General features: G+C 38.6%; 18 protein-coding genes, 1 pseudogene and 1 riboswitch. Of the genes and pseudogenes, 9 read left to right on the top strand and 10 right to left on the bottom strand.

The window, feature by feature from the left end; genetic code table 11:
• Positions 1-114: 114 nt before the first annotated feature.
• The gene (gene baeS / locus B9T24_RS12905) at positions 115-1,776 is read left to right on the top strand and encodes a sensor histidine kinase efflux regulator BaeS (protein ID WP_086166148.1); all 1,662 of its coding nucleotides are present in this window, start codon (positions 115-117) and stop codon (positions 1,774-1,776) included.
• 12 nt (positions 1,777-1,788) lie between these two features.
• Entirely contained in the window at positions 1,789-2,475 is a 687-nt protein-coding gene (locus tag B9T24_RS12900; RefSeq protein ID WP_086166147.1) for a response regulator, read from the top strand.
• Positions 2,476-2,528: 53 nt separating this feature from the next.
• Here the strand turns inward: B9T24_RS12900 and B9T24_RS12895 are convergent, their stop codons facing one another.
• Positions 2,529-2,906, bottom strand: a complete 378-nt coding sequence (locus tag B9T24_RS12895; protein ID WP_086166146.1) for an MmcQ/YjbR family DNA-binding protein — start codon at positions 2,904-2,906, stop codon at positions 2,529-2,531.
• A gap of 31 nt (positions 2,907-2,937) precedes the next feature.
• Positions 2,938-3,540 (bottom strand): L,D-transpeptidase family protein, encoded by a 603-nt coding sequence (locus tag B9T24_RS12890; protein WP_086166145.1) that lies wholly within the window; start codon positions 3,538-3,540, stop codon positions 2,938-2,940.
• 971 nt (positions 3,541-4,511) lie between these two features.
• On the opposite strand from B9T24_RS12890, the gene B9T24_RS12880 reads away from it, so the two are divergent.
• Positions 4,512-5,918 carry a hypothetical protein gene (locus tag B9T24_RS12880; RefSeq protein ID WP_086166143.1) on the top strand — a complete coding sequence of 469 codons (1,407 nt, stop codon included), beginning with the start codon at positions 4,512-4,514 and terminating at the stop codon, positions 5,916-5,918.
• Positions 5,919-5,971: 53 nt separating this feature from the next.
• Positions 5,972-7,048: a hypothetical protein gene (locus tag B9T24_RS17145; RefSeq protein WP_228145719.1), complete on the top strand. Its 1,077-nt coding sequence runs from the start codon at positions 5,972-5,974 to the stop codon at positions 7,046-7,048.
• 57 nt (positions 7,049-7,105) lie between these two features.
• On the opposite strand, the gene B9T24_RS12870 is transcribed toward B9T24_RS17145, so the two are convergent.
• The 6 genes and pseudogenes from B9T24_RS12870 to B9T24_RS12845 all read right to left on the bottom strand — a co-directional run bounded on the left by B9T24_RS12870 (position 7,106) and on the right by B9T24_RS12845 (position 14,320).
• Entirely contained in the window at positions 7,106-8,548 is a 1,443-nt protein-coding gene (locus B9T24_RS12870) for a protein adenylyltransferase SelO (protein WP_086166142.1), read from the bottom strand.
• Between the two features lie 64 nt (positions 8,549-8,612).
• Positions 8,613-8,952, bottom strand: a pseudogene (locus B9T24_RS17025) (DHCW motif cupin fold protein).
• A 294-nt stretch (positions 8,953-9,246) separates the two neighbouring features.
• Positions 9,247-10,413: an acyl-CoA desaturase gene (locus B9T24_RS12860; RefSeq protein WP_086166141.1), complete on the bottom strand. Its 1,167-nt coding sequence runs from the start codon at positions 10,411-10,413 to the stop codon at positions 9,247-9,249.
• Between the two features lie 389 nt (positions 10,414-10,802).
• Positions 10,803-11,522, bottom strand: a complete 720-nt coding sequence (locus tag B9T24_RS12855; protein ID WP_086166140.1) for a glycerophosphodiester phosphodiesterase — start codon at positions 11,520-11,522, stop codon at positions 10,803-10,805.
• 274 nt (positions 11,523-11,796) lie between these two features.
• The gene (locus B9T24_RS12850) at positions 11,797-12,375 is read right to left on the bottom strand and encodes a cob(I)yrinic acid a,c-diamide adenosyltransferase (RefSeq protein ID WP_086166233.1); all 579 of its coding nucleotides are present in this window, start codon (positions 12,373-12,375) and stop codon (positions 11,797-11,799) included.
• Positions 12,376-12,478: 103 nt separating this feature from the next.
• A complete protein-coding gene (locus B9T24_RS12845; protein WP_086166139.1) occupies positions 12,479-14,320 on the bottom strand; it encodes a TonB-dependent receptor plug domain-containing protein in 1,842 nt (613 codons plus the stop codon).
• Between the two features lie 37 nt (positions 14,321-14,357).
• Positions 14,358-14,572, bottom strand: a riboswitch (cobalamin riboswitch).
• Positions 14,573-14,728: 156 nt separating this feature from the next.
• On the opposite strand from B9T24_RS12845, the gene B9T24_RS12840 reads away from it, so the two are divergent.
• The 4 genes from B9T24_RS12840 (at position 14,729) to B9T24_RS12825 (ending at position 18,830) form a co-directional block, all read left to right on the top strand.
• Complete coding sequence (locus tag B9T24_RS12840) at positions 14,729-15,370, top strand: phosphoribosylanthranilate isomerase (protein ID WP_086166138.1); 642 nt, start codon at positions 14,729-14,731, stop codon at positions 15,368-15,370.
• Positions 15,354-16,580, top strand: coding sequence for a tryptophan synthase subunit beta (gene trpB / locus B9T24_RS12835; protein WP_086166137.1), 1,227 nt, complete (start codon positions 15,354-15,356; stop codon positions 16,578-16,580). Before B9T24_RS12840 ends, trpB begins: the two co-directional genes overlap by 17 nt.
• Positions 16,581-17,145: 565 nt before the next feature.
• A complete protein-coding gene (locus B9T24_RS12830) occupies positions 17,146-17,661 on the top strand; it encodes a DUF1543 domain-containing protein (RefSeq protein WP_086166136.1) in 516 nt (171 codons plus the stop codon).
• Between the two features lie 176 nt (positions 17,662-17,837).
• Positions 17,838-18,830, top strand: coding sequence for a DUF2804 domain-containing protein (locus tag B9T24_RS12825; RefSeq protein ID WP_086166135.1), 993 nt, complete (start codon positions 17,838-17,840; stop codon positions 18,828-18,830).
• Between the two features lie 71 nt (positions 18,831-18,901).
• Here B9T24_RS12825 and B9T24_RS12820 read toward each other — a convergent pair whose 3' ends face one another.
• On the bottom strand, positions 18,902-19,780 hold the full coding sequence (locus B9T24_RS12820) for a metal-dependent hydrolase (protein ID WP_086166134.1): 879 nt from the start codon (positions 19,778-19,780) through the stop codon (positions 18,902-18,904).
• Positions 19,781-19,925: 145 nt separating this feature from the next.
• Here B9T24_RS12820 and B9T24_RS12815 point away from each other — a divergent pair, with 145 nt between their 5' ends.
• Positions 19,926-20,954, top strand: a complete 1,029-nt coding sequence (locus B9T24_RS12815) for an AraC family transcriptional regulator (RefSeq protein WP_086166133.1) — start codon at positions 19,926-19,928, stop codon at positions 20,952-20,954.
• Between the two features lie 190 nt (positions 20,955-21,144).
• On the opposite strand, the gene B9T24_RS12810 is transcribed toward B9T24_RS12815, so the two are convergent.
• Positions 21,145-22,476, bottom strand: a complete 1,332-nt coding sequence (locus tag B9T24_RS12810) for a Na+/H+ antiporter NhaC family protein (protein WP_086166232.1) — start codon at positions 22,474-22,476, stop codon at positions 21,145-21,147.
• Positions 22,477-22,504: the final 28 nt, after the last annotated feature.

The raw sequence follows: 22,504 nt of genomic DNA, 5'->3' as shown, positions 1-22,504 counted from the left end.
ATGTAATTTTGATCAGTTAAAGAATAGATAATAATGATGAAGAAACAATGGAGAGTTTTTTAGCATGGTGTTGGTTACAATAATAAATTGAGAAGAAATTTTGAGATTTTGCATTTGAAAATTCGTCGTGTTCCGATTGCTTTACGCCTATTTTTGACCGTATTACTCACGACCTTAGTGATTACGACGGTGAGTCTGGGTGTTTTGCATTGGACCATGCAAAAAAACTTTGCCCGCTATGTGGCCGATGTTGAAATGCAAAAACTCGACCATGTCATCAGCAATTTGGCAGGGGTATATACGGTTTATCATGACTGGGGCAATGCCATTCAAGCACAAATTCTTCAAATTGAAGGCAAGGCAGCACCTGATGATTATGATCGTTTATCGCGTTGGTGGTTACGCCGTCAGTACGATATTGCTTTGCAGCAGCGTTATTTTCAGGACAATTCCTTAATGAATGTCTCGCCTAATTTAGATAAGGCTGGACAACATAAACCGATATTAAATGAAGAAGAGCTTAAGCTGATTGAGCTGAATTTGCCTTCGGAATACCAGCCTTTTGAAGGACTTCAATTTCCATTAAGTTCCAATCAAAATATGTTTCGTCCTGATAAAAAAAATGAAGGAACGCAAACAGATTCAACACACAATCAAAGCAAAAAAAAGCAGTTTATTTCGATGCCTGACCGTTTGGGGCTAAGTTCTCGATTATCCTTATATGATGCCAATCAGCAGTTTGTTGTGGGTGAACCATCAGATATTCCCGTGTCTTATCGACCGATTATGGTGAATGATAAAATTGTCGGTTATTTGGGCTTAAAACCTGTACTGGATAAAGATGATGCCTTAAGTATTAATTTCTTTAGTAATCAGAAGCGCTATTTGTTGCTGATTTATGGCTTAACTTTTTTAAGTAGTTTAATTGCCGCGTTATTGCTGGCAACTTATTTTAAAAAGCCCATTCAACGGCTGTTAAATGCAACACGTGAATTGACCAAAGGGCATTATCAGCATCAGGTCAAAATTAATCGTAATGATGAATTGGGTGATTTATCTACTGAAATTAACCAATTGGCGGTCATTCTAGATCAGCATGAACGTTCACGTCGTCAGTGGGTAGCAGATACTTCACATGAGTTAAAAACACCATTGGCAGTACTGCAAGCTCAGATTGAAGCAATGCAGGATGGTATTCGAAAGCCAACTCCAGAACACTTTGAAGCGATGTTGCGTCAAGTCACCAGTTTGAAGAAATTGACGCAAGACCTAGCCGACTTAGCTCAAGCCGAAGCCCAGCAATTAACTTGTTATTTGGCGGAAGTGAATCCTTGGAATGTGGTGCTACAAGAAGTTGAAAACTTTAAGCCTAAATTTTCTCAAGCCAATTTATCGATTTCGGTGCAAGGCGAAGGTACAAATTTACAATTGGACATAGATCGTTTTAAGCAAATTATGGTCAACTTACTGGGCAACAGTATTCGTTATACCGAAGCAGGCGGTGAGGTGCGTGTGCATACTGAGCAGTCGGCAACCGATTGGAGCGTGATTGTCGATGATAGTCCATTTGGCTTAACGGATGAACAGTTGGCACGTTTAGGTGAGCGCTTCTATCGCGTCGATGATTCACGTACCCGCAGTACGGGCGGTACAGGTTTAGGGTTAGCATTATCTGGTAAAATTGCGCAGGCATTGGGTGGGAAGTTGAGTTTTGAACATTCTCCATTAGGTGGTTTGCGTTGCAAACTGACTTTTCCAAAACAGTTAAACTCATAAGGAATAAGATTCATGAAACATGTCATGCTGGTTGAAGATGAAGTTGAACTTGCACAATTGGTGCGAGACTATTTAGAAGCAGCAGGCTTTGAAGTCAGTATGTTTCATGATGGTCAGGAAGCCTATGATAGCTTTACGCAGCGTAAACCTAGCTTAATGATTTTGGATTTAATGGTGCCACGTATGGATGGTTTAACCATTTGCCGTAAGGTGCGTGAACAGTCTGATTTACCGATTATCATGGTTACTGCACGGACTGAAGAAATTGACCGTGTATTGGGTTTAAACATGGGCGCAGATGATTACATTTGCAAACCATTTAGTCCGAAAGAGTTGGTGGCTCGTGTACAAGCGGTATTACGTCGTTTGGATCGTCAAGCTGAGCCTGAGCAAAATAACTTATTCCGTATGGATAAAGCGCAACAACGTATTTGGTATCAACAAAAAACCTTGAATTTAACGCCCACTGAATTTCGTTTGCTTGAGTTGTTCTTAGAGCATGTCGGGCAAGTGTATTCACGTGCACAGTTACTCGATCATATTAATCCAGATAGTTTTGATGTGGCGGATCGTGTGATTGATAGTCATATTAAAAATCTACGCCGTAAAATTTCGGATGCAGCTGAAACAGGCAACCGTCATGAATGGATTCAAGCAGTCTATGGTGTGGGTTATCGTTTTGAATATCCTGAAGACTAATCAAGTTTAGTTTAAAAAATTAAAATGGATGTGCCATGTCGCCATCCATTTTTTTATGGCATCGATTTAAGAGTAGCTAAATGCTGTTTTTGCAGCTTGGTCAGTTTACTGGTTACAAGTTCATAGGAAGACTGGATTAAATCTTCGAGGAGTTCTTTAGTGATCGCCTCATGAGTATAAATGGAGATCCAGTGTTGTTTATTCATATGATATCCAGTATGAATAAACGGATAGAAATCCCGCAGCATATCGCCGTGTTGCGGATCAACTTTGACATTCAATATAGGGATGCCGTTCAGTTCAAATGCCATCAGATAAACTTTGCCTAAAATTTTATAAACATCACATTGGGCACCAAAAGGTTGAGAGCATTCAGATGCTGTGAGTGTCTGGGCAATATTTCGGGCAATCTGATGAATATTTATTGTCATTTTTATATTTACCTTGAAGATTAAAATATGGTTAAGGATAAATTTCGATAAGCGTATGGTTATCAACCAGTTTCCAAATTTCATCCATATCGACATTACGGACGGCAATACACCCCCAAGTCCAATCATTTTGGGGCATATAATCCATGAGCATCGGGAGTTTTTCTACCTGCTTACTTGTGGCAGAACCGTGAATCATAATATTGCCACCGGTAGAGAGACCTAACTGAGTTGCTGTTGCTTTATCTTGCTGGTTTGGATAAGAAATATGCAAAGATTTATAAAACGCACTCTTAGGATTACGCCAGTCAATGATATAGCGACCTTCAGGTGTTTTACCGTCACCTTCTTGAGTTTTATGCCCTGTAGGGGTGAAGCCAAGTCGCATCGGATAGCTTCGAATAACTTGATCTTGATGTAATAATTTGACCAAGCGCGCTGCTTTATAAACATGGATGCTACTAATTGGTGTTTGCTTACGGATATGAGTGATTTCTATATCAGACAATGTATTGGGAAATTGAACTTGGTTGGATAGGGTTGGAATAAATTTTTGATATTTTAAATAAAGGCCAGCACCAGTCATGATGATTAGAATAATAAAAGTTAGTGCAAGAATGTATTTTTTATTCATTGTGGGTTCAAACATATTATTTGAACATAAAGTTCAATAATTAAAAGGGTTTGTGGATAAATTTTAGGGGCTGTTGCCATTTGTTGTTCAAAAATAGCGAGTTTGTAAAATTGAATTACCCAAAAATTGAATACTCGCTATGACTCCTACCATACTGAGGGAGCAACACTGGATCAAGCTAAAAAGTATTCTTCGTAATTTTAATCTTTATCTTCAATAAAATCTCATAAATTTCATTAAAACTATGCTCTATAGCGTGCGAGCAGGTAGATATTGAGTTGATTTAAATGAATATTTTGGTAAATTTAGTTTGTGTTTAAGCAGTTTAGGAGCAGATATAAGGGCAGTAAATCACTAAAATGATTTTAGTTTACGATCAAAAAAGGTTGATTTGAAATGGGCATTTTATTGATGCTACGCATATTCGGAACATTAACCTGCTACAGGAGATTAAAACCAAGAGATTGGTCGTAGCCTTTGGTAATTTTATTGAAGTCATGATTGGTGATGGAATAATACAAGAGATCAACATTACTTCTGATTTAGTCAATCTATTCGATTTAGATCAAACAGGAGTACGTTGTATTGATAAAGCTGATGACTTAGATTCTCTGCCAGAACCAAAATTAAAAAACTCAAACTAAGACGAATATTCCAAAGAACTATAATACAAAAACAAGCAATGATTATATGGATTGGTATTTATATAAAATTAGTCACTTAGTAGAAAACACATTTGTTAGATTGACGTATTTTAGAGGTATCACCGCTTGACATGACATGCTGAAACGAAATTATGAAAGCTCCGTTGCTTTAGTTTATATCTTTATCTGGTGGTCATTATAAATTTTTTAATAAATTCTATTAAAAATAATAAATTACCAATTAATAAGTTGAATTTTTGTTCAAAAAAAGATATTTTCGTTCGCTTAATTCATTCTAAATATAAAATTTAATTCGAGGGATTTATAATGTTGCAAAAAACATTAATTGCGATGATGTGTAGTTTGTCTTTAGTCGCTTGTGGTGGCGGTGGTGGTGGATCATCTTTATCTGGTAGTGCAGATGGTGGACAGGTAACGACACCTGCTTCAGATTTAGAAAAAGCAAAACAACTTGTCAAAACAACCAATGCTATTGTTTCTTATTATGATGGTTTTCAAAATATTGCTGATCAATATAAAGTTCCTACACAAGTCATAAATGATACATCTCCAGATTTGAGCCGTGCAACGGAAATGGTTACATTACTTTCTGAATTAGCACTTGAAGATGCACATGGCCAATCTAAACAATATAGTTCTACTGATTTAGAAAAGTTACTTGAAGACTATGCTATTTCTAGAAAATCTTTTGTTAATTATGATTTAAAAAACAACACCTTAAGTATTGAGGTGAGTGCGGGTTCTGTAAAAGTAAATGGTTCTGCTGATGTTGGGTACTGGGATGGCTTTAAAACGTCGACCAATTGGCAATTTAATAATCCAGCTTGGCTGAAAGACAAGAATAATTTTATCTACAATGATCAAACACATATAAATGTCACTAATATGGTTATTGAAGCTCCATTTATTGCAAGTCAGAGTACTTATAATTTTAAAGTTGCGAATGGTGGAGTAATTGAAATAGTAAATAGTGCTGCTCAGAAAGCAAAATTTAGTTTCACCGCCGATAGTACTGCATCTATGGTTTATGCTACGGCAGATACCATGGAAAACCGTGAAGGCATTCCAGATCAAGCGACTTTGAAATTACAAGGTTTAGTTTTTGAAAGTATGGATGTGAAAGTTGCTTTAAGTGAATTATCTTTTGTGGCAAAAAAAGTTCAATTTAATAAAGGTGTTGAGACTCTTGAACAATTGATTCCATCCGAGTTGGTACTGAAAGGTCTTGTAGGTTATCAGCAGGAATCGTTGAATTTAGAAGCCAAATTCAATTTGAATAATGATTTATCTAAAGCTATTGATGTGAGTGCTGGACAGGAAACATCGACTAATTTCATCAATGCGAATTTAAATGTCAAATTAAGCGGTAATTTAAAAGGCGCCAATGCAGCACCTACACCATTTAGTATTGATATTGCCGCAAAACGTGCTGAGTTTACCAAAGGTACAGCGACTGTTGCCGTAGTCGTTGATAAAAATGCATTGGATATTGAGTTAACTGCAAATGACTTAGATTTAGATCAACAACATCAAATTATTGCGGGTGTGATTAAGCATAAAAATGGCGCATCTTTAGAAATAGCAGATATAAACAAGTTTACTTCATCTGCTATTAAAGTCGCTGGTCAAAGCTATGGTGCTATAACTAAAAATTCATCTGGGCAATATGTCGTGAAATTTACTGATGACACAATAACTTATATTGCTCCCTAATCTAAAACTTAACTTGAGAAGAAGGCAGCATTTGCTGTCTTCTTTTATATCTAATGAAAAAATATTTATTCATATTGGCCCTAAGTTTGCCATGCTCTGCTTATGCGGAAAAAACGATTCAATACAGTGTAAATGCAGATGTTTATAGTGAACCTGTTGGCGTACATGCCTTTTTAAATGGTTGGGAAACACCTAATTTAAAAAAAGGGAATAATGCTTTTGCACATGCGAAAATGAAATTAGAAACTAAACAGGATAATTGGACTGTTGGTTGGATTTGGGCTTATGACTATCAGATTCATTTTAGTGATGATATGGCAAGGCTTTATTATCAAATTGAAAATGATCAGTTAATTGATGCAAACAAATACAATCAATTAGCATTAGAAGCTCAACATGTCGACACAGTGGGAACTCGTTTTGCCTATGATTGGAAGGTTCATCCTGATTGGACCATTGTGACAGGGGCAACCGCGCTTATCGGACGTCATTATGTAGATGGTAAATTCCAAGCAACTGGTCAAACAACCAATATGACCGAATTGATGGATCGAGTCGCTTGGTTAAATGGTTCATTGGACTATAGTTATGACCGTCCTGCATTAAAAGAAGATGAATTGGGCTGGGATGGAAGAACGAGTCAAGGTTATGGCTATGCCCTAGATTTTGCTTTACATGGACAAATCAAAAAAGATTGGAAAATTAATCTTCAGGTCGATGATTTATTCAGTTATTTGTATTGGGATAACGCTCCATTTACGCGCTATAACCTTCATTATGATCAAAATCAACGTCCTCGAATGGATTTAAATGGGCAATTAAGTAAGAGTAAACAGTATCGTCAAAAACTGCCTTTTAAATTAAGTTCGGAAATTAGCTATGATGTACAAACTAAGCCTTGGAGTGCGAGCATTAGTAGTTTTTCAAATGAATATATAACATTAGCTCAACTGAATGCTTTTTGGAAAACGGAACAATTAAAATATGGTCTACATATAGAGCCGCAAACACATGCTTTGGGATTATCAGTACAGCATAAAAATTTTGGTGCTAAATATATGACCGATGATTTAGACAGCAATCAGGCACATCGTTTTAGTGCTTCTTTATATGCCCAATATCACTGGTAAAACCTTTCAACTTTAAAATACCGCAACAAAAAATGGAGCATATTGCTCCGTTTTTTGTTATGAAGAACAACTCACCATCACTTCAGGTACATCACTTGGTAGTGGGGCTAAATCTGAAGCTTGTTCTAAAAGTTCTTGTTTTGTATATGGTGTATTGAATAGTTTAAATAAGCGATCAACTTCAGAGAAATCGTTGCGTTCTGCCAGCTCAATAGCTTTTTGTAGCATGTGATTACGTAAAGTATATTGTGGATTCACTTTAAACATTTCCGCATCTAGCTCATCAGTTGCTTGGTTTGCTCGAATGCTTTGATATTGGCTCAGAAAAGTATCGAACTGACGGGTATCTAAGCAATCATCACGCAGGGCAGTGTAGCTCTTGTTTTGTAGACGAATAAAGCTGTCTGTGTAATCGAGTTGTTCTGCTTGCAGAATGCGAAGAAAAGCCATGCTGCAATCAAAACTGTCTTTATGGAAGCTGGGTAGCCCCATTTTCTGACATAGTCCAAGCGTGTAATGTTCTAAAAATGTAGTTTCAAAATGCTCTAAACATTGGGCCAAATCTTCTTTAAATTGTTCTTTATTTCCCGCAGGGGCAAGTGGAATAAGATTATTGAGCCATGTCCATAAATTCCAGTGCCCGATACTGGGTTGTTGCTGGTAGGTATAACGTGCATTGTAGTCTGAATGGTTGTTAATCCAATTGGGACGGAAGCGTTCCATAAAGCCATAAGGACCGAAGTCGAGCGTGGAACCCGTGATATTAAGATTATCGGTATTCATCACGCCGTGGGCGAAACCGACCAATTGCCATTTTGCAATCATTACTGCGGTGCGCTGAATGACTTTGGTGGCAAAGGCTAAAATAGGCTGTTCAGTATCAAGGCATTCAGGATAATGCCATTCAATACATTTCTGCACAAAGTCTGTTAATAGCTCAGGCTGATATTGATTAATCCACTCAAAATGACCCAGACGAATATGGCAGTCTGAAGTACGCAGCATCATTGCGCCAAGTTCTAATTTTTCGCGTTGTACGCCTTGCGCCGACGAGGTAAAGCCCACGGCATTACTTGAAGCTACGCCTAAGCTATTCAGTGCATGACCCGCTAAATATTCACGAATAACAGAGCGCAAGACTGCACGACCATCGCCCATACGTGAGTAAGGGGTCGAGCCTGCACCCTTTAGATGCAGGTCAATGGTTTGATTATTTTTATCTAAAATTTGAGCAATCAGTAAGCCACGTCCATCACCCAATTGTCCTGCCCATTGTCCAAACTGATGTCCTGCATAGACCATTGCAAGGGGTTTAAATTCAGCAAAGGTTTTTTGCCCGCTACAGATTTCAACCCAAGACTGTTTGTCTGCCTCAGACCATTGCAATTGCTCTGCCAAAGCAGCATTGAAATGACCTGCTTTTGCCCCTTTTAGCGGAACTGGCATTTGCTGATGAAAAAGCTTGGGATTGAGCAAAGGATAGCGGGGATTGAATTGCATAGTGGAAAATACTGAATGGGGGTTGATTTACTATACTTGATATAGATGCACGATTAAAACAGGATTAATTCACAATAAAGCGTTTTGCACCAGTAGTTGTGGAGGAGCGGTGAGCTTCGGCATGATCTGCAACTTGATAACTCATGCCAGCGGTCAATGTAAAGCTACGACCATCCTCAAGTTCAGTATGTAATTCACCTTCAAGACAGAATAGGATGTGCCCTTTTAAGCACCATGAACAAAAATAAAGCACTGCTTTATTTGCAGTGCAAGGCTAAATAACCTGCTGAATATTCCACAATCCGCACCCGAATATTGTCAAATTGTTGTGTACGCCATAGGGCATGACCATGTTCACCTGCATGTTGTTCAGTTTTAATTTCCTTAATTTTTTGGTTATTCATGACGGAGTCTTACCATTTTGGATCAGATATTTGGAGCTCGTTCGTTCCTTGCGAAACAATGTTTCTCATACGCCAAAAGAACCAAAAACATTTGTCATCCGCAAAACTCGCCAACTACCGAGGATTAACAAAAAAATTGCAAAAACAATATATTGCCAATGTAGTCCTGCCTCAGACAGTTGCGGATGACGTTTCTGTGTATCCGATAAAATCTAGGATTTACAAAAGAAAATGCCAGTCATTTTCTTAACTGACTGGCATTACCAAAAATGGGGGCTTTATCGGAACAGTATTTTAGTCAGAAATAGGATTCTTTTTAACACTGCGCATCAGGATTTTTAACGTATTGCGGTGGTGTGCAAGACGCTGTTCAACCAATTGGAAATCCACTTTAAGTTTGTGATCCATTTGCTGAATTTTTTCAGCGACAGAGGCTTTCTTGGCTTGAATTTCTTGTTCTTTCAGCTTTGCCCAGTCATTTAATGTTTGGGTAAACGCTTCATATTCCTGTGCAATGCGGAGTTTGGCAGTGGCCATATCTTCATTGACATTGTGCCCATAAACAGCCAAATCTTGTTCAGCGTATTTAAAGCGCATTGCCAATTCTGCTTTTTTAATATTAAAGCTTGGAATACGGCGTAAGTTTTTGGCTAAACCTAATTTTGAACACGACCAAATCAACCATTTCGTCGGATCGTACTGCCACCATTTCACACCATTACGGTAGTCATATTGGAAAATATGGTGGTAGTTATGATAACCCTCACCCCAAGTTGCAATAGCTAACCAGAAGTTGTCACGTGCAGTATTTTCGTCGGTATAAGGACGTTTTCCCCACATGTGGCAAAGTGAATTAATGAAGAAGGTGACATGATGACTTAGAATCAGGCGAAGCAAACCACCCAATAATAATACGCCCCACATATCGCCAACTGCCCAACCAACCGTGGTCAGAATCACGACATGTACAGCAACGACAAGCGGAATGTAATATTTGTCTTGGAACATCACCACTTTGTCATTTAACAAATCTGGTGCATTTTTATAATTTGATTCTGCTGCTGGATAGTTACGAAGCATCCATCCAATGTGCGCATACCAAAAGCCATTATTAATTGAATATGGATCTTGTTCAATATCATCAACATGACGGTGATGCGTACGATGACCTGAAGCCCAAAACAAAATACTATTTTGAACGGCAAAAGTCCCCATAAGCATTAAAATGATTTTTAATGGTAAGGTCGCTTCATAGGCACGATGGGCCCATAAACGGTGATAACCCGCAGTAATCCCTAAACTACTTAAACCAAGTAGTACAAATAAGCTGATCCATGCGCCTAAGCTAAAATCATGATGATAAGCATATAAAGGGATAGCGATTACAGCCACAATTGGTAAAAGTACCAATGCAAACACTGCAATCCAGTTAATTGGGGCTTTGGGTAAGGGAGCATTCATCTCCAACAGCACTCCTAGAACCTTGTAAAGGTAAGGTATAAATGAATTTGTTAATTCAATACAATTTATAGGGATTAAAACTTGGTCATATTAGCATGAGCGAATAAATATGCACTAGCATTATTCTACAGTTGTATTGTACTAAACAGTAACAGAATAATAAGTAGATTTGATTGATTTTATCGAAGACTAAGACCGCTTATTTAAAGATCGACGATAGGGCTTAAAAAATGATATTTGAAGCATAAAGTAAGAGCTTGTTCTGTTTGGAGTTATCTTATTTATCCTTACTGTTGATGATGTCGAAATAGATTGTTTTGTGCGCATTTATTATTATGAAATAAAGCACATTCATTGCAAAAAAGTGACATCAGTGGATCTGGTGGATGTCATACAGATAAGTGTTCTAGCATCATTTTAGGAAAGTCAGTAATTAAACCATCAATGCCTAAACGTTGAAGATGCTTTGCACGTTCAATAGCATTGACTGTCCACACGCTAATGTTGAGTTGAGCATTTTGTGTGGCTTGAATGATGTCATCAGTTGCAAGTTGATTCATCCAGCCGATTTGACCACAACCTAAGTTTAATGCCTGTTCAATGGCTTGTTCTTTAATATCATCTTCAACCAGTAAGCCTCGTTTAAAGATGGATTGTTGCTGTTGTAAGGCTTGATGAATTTTAAGGTCAAAACTGGTGATGACAGCAGTGTGTTCAAAGCCACTTAATTGCTTTTCTAATTGCAATACCAGTTTTTCAGCTTCTTGCATGGTTGTGACGGCTTTGACTTCAACTTCAAGGTGTTCAAAGTCGTGCATGATTTTTAGGGATTGTTGCAGTGTGGGAGTGACTTCAATTTTTTTCCAATCTAGCCAAATAGAGGCTTGATTATAAATGTTTAAATCTGCCTGAGTACATTCATAAAGATTTTTATCGATACCTGTGGTGCGGATAAAATTGTCATCGTGCATGATCACTAGTTCGTCATCTTTAAGTTGGCGAACGTCAAATTCAACGGCTCGAATACCTAAGTCATGAATGTATTGAAAGCCTCCTAACGTATTTTCAGGAGCTTCACCACGTGCACCACGATGACCGATAATTTTCATATCTGATTTTCCATTACAGAGTTTTTATTATTACGACACAGTCTGATAGTTTAAAGCGTTAAATGAGCTAAAACATAGTGTAATAAAAACTTTGCCATTCACAAAACGCGTTGAATATTCTTTGGAGCGTTAATTTATCGCAGAAACATTCAACTTTTAATCTTGCGGTGCAATGCACCTCATATATCGAACAATTGTGAATTGCATTTAGGCAGAACATTTTTGAGGGATGGTCTGCGGTTATTTAAATAGATGCTATTTAATGAGGAGCATTTCAAATGGTCTCATTAATATTTTTTTGCCAAAGTACTTCACTACCGCCTTCAGCACGTTGCAAAGTGCGTGAAGCGACAAATAACCAATCGGATAAACGATTTAATAATTGTAATGAAGTGGCTTGAATATTTTGGTCACGGCTATGTACGGTCATCAGGCTGCGTTCTGCACGGCGGCATACTGAACGTGCTTGATGCGCATAACTACATGCCAAAGTGCCCGCAGGTAAAATGAAGTCTTTGAGCATAGGTAAGTCTTCATTCATACGGTCAATTTCATTTTCTAAAAATTCAACTGCAACAGGCAAGACCATATTGTAGTTTGGAATGCAGACTTCGCCACCCAGGTCAAATAACCAGTGTTGAATTAAGCTTAAAGATTTGTCCCAAGCGGCTTTATCTTCAATTGAACTGACAGTAATTTGTGCACGTAAAATACCAATGCAAGAATTGAGTTCATCAACATCGCCTAAAGCAATAATACGCAAATCATCTTTGGCAACGCGTGAACCATCGCCAAGACCTGTCGTGCCTGAGTCGCCTGTACGGGTGTAAATTTTGCTTAAACGGTGGCCCATAGTTTTTCCTAAAATTTTTAAGTCATAAAAAAGGATAATGTCGGTCAGAACATTATCCATAAACTGCGCTGTTTTAAATGTATTTTTGAGGCTTTAGGTTAAATTAATAACGGAAAGTAACTCCAGCAGAAGCTAGGCGACCGCCGTTGATATAGTATTTCTCACCGCTACTATGAACAGTCTTATATTTTACGTCACCGACATTTTCAATGTTCGTAAATAATTTAATACTTGGATTGATATTCCAATAAGCGTTTAAATCAACACGTGCATAACCTGGAATGTCACGGTTAAAGTCTTTTGCTTTAGATTTTGCAACCAATGCTGCACTGAGACCATAATTTACATTTTGTAGACCTGTAGAAATTGTCAATGATTGGCGTGGGCGACGAAGTAGTTCAGTATTTTTCTTTTCATCTTCAGTTTTCACATAAGTGTATCCTGAATTAATGAAATATTGTTCATTTTTCCATTGTGCAGTTAACTCACCACCAGTCATTGATGCTTGGTCAACGTTTTGGTTTTGATAGACTGGGAATGTTGTTACCCAGTCACCGTCACAAGTGCTCACACAAATAGAATTGATTAGGTTATCAACTTCAGTATAAAAGGCAGACGCGCCAACTAAAATATTGAGCGGCAATACTTGATCAATGCCAATTTCATAAGAAATACTTTCTTCTGGTTTAAGCAGTTCATTACCCCCAAAACCATACAAGTCATTTAACGTTGGTGATTTAAATGCAGAACCTATATTAGTATAGATGCTTGTATTCGGAAGCAACTGGTAACGTATACTACCTTGAGCAACTTTATGTGTACCAAATTTTTCATTGTCTTCTACACGTACGCCCACTTGTGTTTGTAGGCGATCGGTTTCATATTGATGTTGAATATAATAGCCTGTAGAGTCGATATCTTCATCAATTGCTTGAGTTTTTGCATCTGTATTACGATGAGTTACACCAAATAAAACATTTTGTGCAGATGTGAAATTCCATTTGCTATAAATTTCAGCTTCTTGAGTTGTACTGTGTACAAAGCCACTAGATGTTCTTTGATCTAAATTATCTTTAAATTGTGAAAGACGTCCATTTACTTCAAGTGTTTGGATCGGGTTAATACGACCTTTTAAATTGATGATTTCATTTTCAAAATCTTGATTTGCCAAATTGCCATTATTGTAATATTGGCTATTTCCTTCATTTTGGCTATAGTCTATAGAAGCAGCATAAGCTTCTTTGTTTACACCAAGTTTTGCACTATAGCCTTTTTGATCATAACTATATTTGCGATTATCATTGATGTTAAATACAGATGTACCATCAGTTTCTAAGCGTTGACCACGAATTTGTGCATAAAAATCATTTTCTGCTAAATCAGCCCCAACAAGTGATTTGTAAGTTTTATTTTCACCCATTTCACCTGTAATAAATGCACCCGTTTTTTCAGGTGTTTTTGAAACGAATTGAATTACACCACCAATCGCATCTGTACCATATAAAACAGATGCAGGGCCTTTAAGAATTTCAATTTGTTTAATATCAGTGGTATCTATAAATGGTATAGATGCTGCACCAGTTGTTGCCGTATTTAAACGTACACCATCACGTAACACTAAGGTTTGATTCGAGTTAGATCCTCTAAGGAAAATAGAGGTTTGTTGACCATAACCACCAGATTGAACAACATTAATGCTTGGATCTGTTTTTAATAAATCTGGTAAAGCTGCTATTGGCGACTGTTCAAGAATTTGTGGCTCAATAATCGAAATACGAGCAGGTACATCTTTAATTTTTTCTTCAGAACGAGATGCGGTAACCACTAAAGTTTCTAAAGAGGTATTAACAGAATCGGTATTTGCTTGTGCAGAAGTTACAGTGGAGAAACCCATCGCAATAGCGATAGCGCCTACAAGCGCAGTAGGTTGAAAAAGAGTAGACATGTTTTTACGCTCCATACATTCACCCCCCGTGAATGATTGAGTTAAAGGAGCAACAAGCAGGTTTCCGGACTAAAATGTAATATCAAAGCGTTGATATTTGCATATCCACCTTCCCACACCTTCAGTGCAGTGGCGTCAATCTTAAAAAAGATTTCATTGATATGTTTTTCATTTTTACCGTTGCGGGGGCAGTGTCGGGTTTTCACCAACTTCCCTAAAGCGAATGCTTAGACTTGTTGCATTTTGCGCGCAGTATAAAGTTTGTATGTGAATTACACAATGTATGTAAATAATATTCGGGATGAACTTTACTCAAGCTTTTAAAATTGCATTACAATGATTCGTCCAAGATTTATATATAGCTTATACATTGGGCTTAAACAGAGCTAAAACCAGAGCCAAAACTGTATGCGAACGCGCGCCAAAATTTGCGGAATTACACGAATTCAAGATATTCAATCTGTTGTACAGGCAGGTGCAGATGCTATTGGATTTGTCTTTTATCCACCAAGCCCACGTAATGTCACGCTTGAACAAGCCAAGGTGCTGGTAAAGCATGTGCCTGCTTATGTGCAAACGGTGGGCTTATTTGTCAATGCAACAGCTGATGAAATTGCGCAGGTCTTGCAACAAGTACCCTTGGACATGATTCAATTTCATGGTGATGAAACACCTGAACAATGTCAGGCGATTGCACAAAAAACGGGTCGACGCTGGTATAAAGCTATTCAAGTGAAACCCGATTTAGATGTTGTAGAGGTGATAAAAAGCTATCAACACGTCGGTGCGAGCGCAGTATTATTGGATGCTTGGCATCCTGAGCTTAAAGGCGGAACAGGGCACCAATTTGATTGGTCACAGTTCCCGAAACTGGATATTCCTTTAATTTTGGCAGGCGGTTTAAACCCTGAAAATATTAAAGACGCTATAACGACGACTGGGGCTTACGCAGTTGATGTCAGCGGAGGCGTAGAGTCCGCAAAAGGTATTAAAGACCAACAACTTATAGAACGCTTTATGCAAGGAGTCCATTGTGGATCAGCAAAATAAGATTGACTATACCCAATTCCCTGACGCACAAGGGCATTTTGGTATTCATGGCGGGCGTTTTGTGTCAGAAACTTTAATGGCTGCATTACAGGATTTAGAAAAACTCTATTTCCGTATGAAAGATGATGCACAGTTTTTGGCAGAATTCGACCGTGACCTCGCGTATTACGTGGGTCGTCCAAGTCCGTTATATCATGCTGAACGATGGTCAAAAGAGTTAGGCGGTGCGCAAATTTATTTAAAACGTGAAGACTTGAATCATACAGGTTCACACAAAATAAATAACACCATTGGTCAGGCGCTTCTTGCCAAACTTTCAGGTAAAAAACGGATTATTGCCGAAACAGGTGCGGGTCAGCATGGTGTAGCAACGGCAACGATTGCAGCACGTTTAGGTCTTGAATGCGTTGTGTTTATGGGCGCAGAAGACGTAAAACGTCAAGCGATGAACGTCTATCGTATGCGTTTACTCGGTGCAACCGTTGTACCGGTAGAAAGTGGTTCTAAAACATTGAAAGATGCCATGAACGAAGCGATGCGTGACTGGGTGACCAATGTGGATTCAACGTACTACGTGATTGGTACGGTTGCAGGGCCACATCCATACCCACAATTGGTTCGTGATTTCCAATCGATTATTGGTCGTGAAGCACGTAAGCAAATTCAGGAACAAGCAGGTCGTCTGCCTGATGCACTCGTGGCCTGTGTAGGCGGTGGTTCAAATGCAATGGGCTTGTTCTATCCATTTTTGAATGATCCAGATGTGAAAATGTATGGTGTTGAAGCCGCAGGTTATGGCATTGAAACAGGCAAGCATTCTGCACCATTAAATGCAGGTCATGTGGGCGTGTTGCACGGTAACCGTACCTATTTAATGTCAGATGATCAAGGTCAGATCATTGAAACGCATTCGATTTCGGCTGGGCTGGATTATCCGGGTGTGGGCCCTGAGCACAGTTTCTTAAAAGATATGCACCGTGTTGAATATGTGCCCATCAATGACCAAGAAGCATTACAAGGCTTCCGTGATTTGACCCAAATTGAAGGGATTATTCCTGCGCTAGAAAGCTCACATGCCATGGCGTATGTGACGAAACTTGCGCCAACCATGTCAAAAGATCAAATTATTATTGCGACGGTTTCAGGTCGTGGTGATAAAGACTTGATGACGGTTGCGCGTATTGATGGCGTGGAAATGGTTGAGATGTAATTACTTCTTTGCAGCCTCCCTATTTGGAGGAGGTTTGGAGAGGGGATTTAAAGAATCGTGTTGGGTAAAAGCTCAGCACGATTTTTTATTTACTTTAATGAAAATGGCTTAGGTAATTTAAAAGAGGGAAAATTTATAAATGCACTTCCTCATTTTAAGTGATGAATTGTGATTGGTTTGCGTAGGAAATATCTTACTTTTGTTTTGGCAAAAGTAAGCAAAACCATTTGTTTTACTGATGCTGCATCCTTGCAGCACAGTAAAACGGCGACATCCATGTCGCCTCCGCGTCTCCCATACTTTTAATCTATCATTATTTTTATCATGACGGAGTCTTACCGTTTATTCATCTCATGGTAGGAGTTGGTAATGTTACTTTTAAAAAAGTAACCAAAATACGATCCATCAGCAAAACTCGTCGAATCCCATCATGTGATTTATACTTCGCAGAAACATGATTTATTTAATTTTAGTCTGACTCGAACAGTTGCTGATAAGTTTGGCGTGTATCATTTAGATTAATCATTTTGCGATGTAAGAGAAATTATTGAATAGAGGGAAGAACATGCCCAGCTTATTTATTGTCATGCTCGGTGGTCGTCATGTCCGTGCCAACACAGAAGTTCATGATGTGGTTTTAGCCGTGGGTGATTCGCTTGAAGACATTTACCCACAACTTAAAACTGCATGGTTTGGTGAACAAAAAGGTTTACATATTGATGCTTGGGCACAGATTTATGGTGTGGCATTTGAAGGTCAAAATTATCAAATTCAATTTACCGATGCTGCACCGAATCAAGCCGATCAAAAACTCTATTTGCTTAACCTAGGCGGCTATGATGCACTTGAATTTGGTGAGTTGCATCGCTATGTTTTAGTGGTTGCACAAAATGCAATGGTGGCCAAACAACGTGGCAAAGCCCACTTTGCACAGCATTGGCAAAAACAACATACAGACCGCGTATTAGATGTGGATGATTGTATTGCCATTGATCAAGTACATGGTCGTTATGTGCAATTAATTGAAGGTGAGTTTTCAGGGAATCAGTGGGAAAACACCTATTTAATGCTCAATGATTAATAGGCGTATCTTAATGATTAATCAATATTATTTATGCATAAATCAACTTAAAAGAATGAGATGAAGTTTTTGCAAATTTTGGATAAATAACGATTAATGACACTGTTTTCATATATTTTTATAGGCATAATAAGATTATGGAATTTATGATCTCTTAGCTAGATGGAATTTGATAAATGGATTTGATTCAATCAAATGGACAACCGAATTATGGACGTTTCAGTGCTCTTCCAAAGATTATCGATTTAAATAAATATCAATATAAAACGCCTTATGGTGAAGTGCTTACAGGTTGGCGTAAGCGGCTAAAATATAAAAAATTTAAGTTTTGTTGTATTCAGCATGAACACTACACCATTGGTTTAGCCATTGCTGATATTGCTTGGGCAGGTCATGGCTTTGTATATGTTTATAACCATATGACCCATGAAGTTTTAGAATGGAATGCAATTAACTTTTTATCCCGTCATACCGTTGTTGATGAACAACCGCTTTATAATCAAAGTTTTTTTTCTAAGTCTCCTTTTCAAATTGATATTCAGCATGCCAATGGCGTGCGTTATATCCATGTGACTAAATATGGTGAAATTAAACTCAGCGCGCGAATTTTTTGTGCAGGAACAGATCCACTGAGTATGTGTAGCCCAACAGGCATTAATGGTTGGACGTATACGCAAAAACTGACGACTTTAGCTTGCGAAGGTTTTTTTATAAATAAGCAGGGTGAAACCATCCAGTTTAATGAAAGAACTTTTGCTTCTTTAGATGACACCTGTGGTTTTCTACGCCCAGAAACAGCTTGGTTTTGGTTGTCATGTAATTTTTGGGATGCGAATAATAATCGCATTGGCTTAAATTTAGCTTCTGGGGTAAATGAAAGTTTTGGCAATGAAAATTGTTTGTGGGTGAATGGGGTTTTGTATCCTTTAAGCGATGTTTTATTTCAACATCAAGATGAAGGGCATTGGACGATTCGTTCACTCGATGAAAAATTAAATTTGGATGTGAAGACGGGATGGCGACGCTATGAAAATCTTAATTTAAGATTAGTCGGAAGCCAATTTAGCCAATGGCAAGCTAAAATTAGCGGCACGATTCAGCAAGATGGGCAAGAAATTGTCTTGTTAAATGAATATGGCTTGTTAGAGCAGCATTATGCCAAATGGTAAGATGCTATAGCATAAACAATAAGACCAAGTCCTTATGGATAGGGACTTGGTCAATATGAATCAATATATTTTTAATCTTTAGCCGCTTGCCAAAAAGCTTCTCCTGCGGCAATTGGATCACCTGTTTCTTCTAGGGTTTTTACCCAAACATCATATTGGGCAATGACAGGATGTTGGTTAGGATGGAAGTCTTTGTTAAACCAGTCGCGGTATTGCTTGCCCATTCTTCTAAAGATGCCATTTTTACCCAAAAACCAAGGCAATCCTCGAATATTCATTTTGAGCCGTTGTAATGGCGTAAACCCGTCATATTCTAACATCACATTGGTACGGTAAATGGTAAAACCAAGCATCAGCAAGGTGGTCCATGCCAGTGTAAATTTACGGGTGGATTCAGGTACATTGCCGACTTGTTTCATGACATCAAAAGCGACATCCCGATGTTCCATTTCCTCAATCGCATGCCAAGCAAAGAGTGCGCGAACATAGGGGTGAGCATCCCGTAAGGTTGCTTTTTTATTGTAAAAAGTTTCTGCCATGAGTGCAGTCAAGTGTTCAGCTGCGGCGGTCATGGCAATGTTGTATTGAGGTGAACGCTGTTCCAGTTCGAATTTAAAAATTTTCGTTAAACGCCGAATAAACAGGTCAACAGGCATACCTTGCTCTTTCATGACCTGATTCATTTGGTCATGGGCGATACCATGTTGTGCTTCTTGGCGAATAAAGTCCGCAACGCGTTGCTTTAAATCTGGGTCAGTAATTTGATCGCGGAACAAACGAACGGATTGAATAAAATAGCGCTCGCCATCTGGGAAAGTCAGGCTTAACGCATCAAACATACGGGTAATAAAGGGATCTCCCCCAAACCAAAAACGTGGGATTTCATTGAGTTTAAAATCGAGATGACTACGAACAACAGGAGTGATTGGATTTTGGACAATGGCATTCATTTTATTTTACTTAAATCGCCTTGAATAATTGCAGTATGTCGGTCTTTTTGGATTTTGTTTTGACAGTAATTGCCAATTTTTATACATTTGACGACAGAATAAAAAGATCGCCTGTCACAATAGTCCGAACATATAGAGCAAAGCCATGCACGAAATACAGATACCGAATGGCTATTTTCAACTCTGGCAAATGTATTTGGCAGAACGTGGTTTAGATGGGTTGCAACTCGATTTTCTTCAACAGGATCAAGCACAATTACGTCAGGTGTTAAACATGCCTATCGATACACAGTCATCGTATATATTCTTCTTAGAGATCATCCAGCGCACGCAGCAGCATCTTGATTGCCCACAACTGATTTTTGAAATGGCGCGGCATATACGACCTGAGCATTTTGGGGTTTTAGGTTATATCGCATCGAGAAGTAAAAGCGTAGCAGAGGCGATTCATTATGTAATGCGTTTTAGTCGTTTGGTGATTGATGGTTCTGCGGCAACGCGGGTACACGTCTATCAACATGGGGATGAAATTCATTTGGCATGGCCCAATATTGATGAAAAATATGCCTTAATTCATGAAATGACTTTTGCCTGTATTGTGCAATTAGCACGACAAATTTTTGGTTTAAGTCAACCTATTTTAAGATCTTTACATTTTGCTCATGCAGCGCAAATGAGTCTATATGCATATCAGAAGTTTTATGGTTGTGAGGTGTTATTTAAACAAACGGATTATCAACTGGTATTGAGTTTAGACAGTTTAGAGTTACAACCGTACCAATCCGATCCATCGCTGATTCATTTACTCACCAAGCAAGCTGAAGAGGCGATTGCGTCTAGATTAAGTTATGAAACTTTAGATCAACAGCTGCATATGAGAGTGGCTGAATATTTGCGCTTACAAAATAGTGTGCCGAAAATTGAGCAAATTGCCACAGCATTACATATCTCTTCACGAACACTACAACGTCAATTGAATGAGCAAAATTCATCGTTTAAAAAAATTATTGAAATAGAGCGAATGAAGCGCTGTGAGCAATTGTTACTGCAAAATATGAGCTTGACTGAAATTGCAATATATTTGGGCTATTCAGACCAGTCTGCTTTGGCACGTGCTTATAAAGCCTATAATGGTCAAACGCTATTGCAGCGAAAGCAACAGCTCAAAGAATAACGTGCGCCATAAAAAAACGACCTATTTAAGATGAATACTGATCAGTTAAGCATAATTCAATAAGGTATTGAATTCCAGATACTCCCTCCTTTGAAAAAGGATGAGAAACACTGTTTCGCAAGGGGAGGATTCAACAATACTTAACTGACGAGCATTACCTTTTCAGATCATTTTTTTATCGGGCTGATGTTTAAGCCGCTTTGAATCTTGGAAAGCGAAATACAATCGCTAAAATTGCAAAAATCGCCAATACCCAACAATAGTAAATATTACCAATCAGTTCTACGGGCGATAGTTTTGCAATCGAACATGCCAAGAGTAATTGAGCACCGTAGGGAATCAAGCCCTGTACAATACAGGAAAATATATCCATTAAGGCCGCAGCACGTTTCGGATCTACACCGTATTCTTTTGCCACTTCACGTGCCATATCACCCGATAAAATAATTGCAACGGTATTGTTGGCCACAAAAAGATTGGCGAACAGCACAAGGAAACTGATTCCCAATTCACCTGCACGTTGCCGTCCGACTTTTAGCAAACGGGTCACACTGTAAATGCGTTCAATTAACCATTGTAGCCCGCCTTCTTTTTGCATGAGAGCAGACAAACCGCCTAAAAACATAGACAGTAATGCAACTTCAAACATACTCACAAAGCCATCATAGATGGATGTGTTGAGCTGTAATAAATCAAAATTTGGACGGACAACCAGACCAATCAAGCCTGAAAGTACGACCCCAAGGGTTAAAACGGCAAGGACGTGTAAACGTGAAAAAGCCAGTAAAAATACAGCGACATAAGGCAGAATGAGCCAGAGGTCATAATCTTTATATACAATATTTTGTGAAGTATGGCTGGTCAATATATAAATTAAAATGGTAATGATGGCCGCAGGAACTGCAATCCATACATTAACTTTGAACTTATCGCGGAGTTGTACTTTTTGACTGCTGGTAGCTGCAATGGTGGTGTCTGAAATCATGGATAAATTATCACCAAACATTGCCCCGCCCACCACTGCACCAATCGCATAAACGGCTTCAATGTTGGTCACTTGTGCAAAGCCGAAAGCAATCGGGGCACACGCCGCAATGGTGCCCATCGAAGTGCCCATTGCTGTTGCAATAAATGCCGAAATGACAAACAGCATCGGTAACACGAACGCAGGTGGAATAATCGAGAGCCCCAGTTGAACCGTTGCATCCACACTGCCAATCGCACTGCTGGTACTGGCAAATGCACCTGCCAGCATAAACACCATAAACATCAAAACCAAGTTGGGATGACTGGCGCCTTTTAAGAACTCATCGATCGCGACATTTACTTTGCCACGGTAAATCAACACTGTAAGAATAATAGCAGGCAGCACTGCCACAGGTGCTTTAACTTGATAAAAAGCAAACTCAGTACCAATCATGGAATGATAGATACCACTGCCTAAAAAAATGGCTAAAAATACAATAAGAGGTAGCAGTGCCAACGCACGCGCCTGCACTTTACCTTGGGAGTTGGGAGTCATATAAAATAGAAAAAAGGAAAATCGTGTG

It is taken from the genome of Acinetobacter sp. ANC 4654 (assembly GCF_002135425.1).
GTDB lineage: Bacteria > Pseudomonadota > Gammaproteobacteria > Pseudomonadales > Moraxellaceae > Acinetobacter > Acinetobacter kyonggiensis.
The sequence above is the reverse complement of the archived record's forward strand: the minus strand, read 5'-3'. Positions and strand labels throughout refer to the sequence as shown.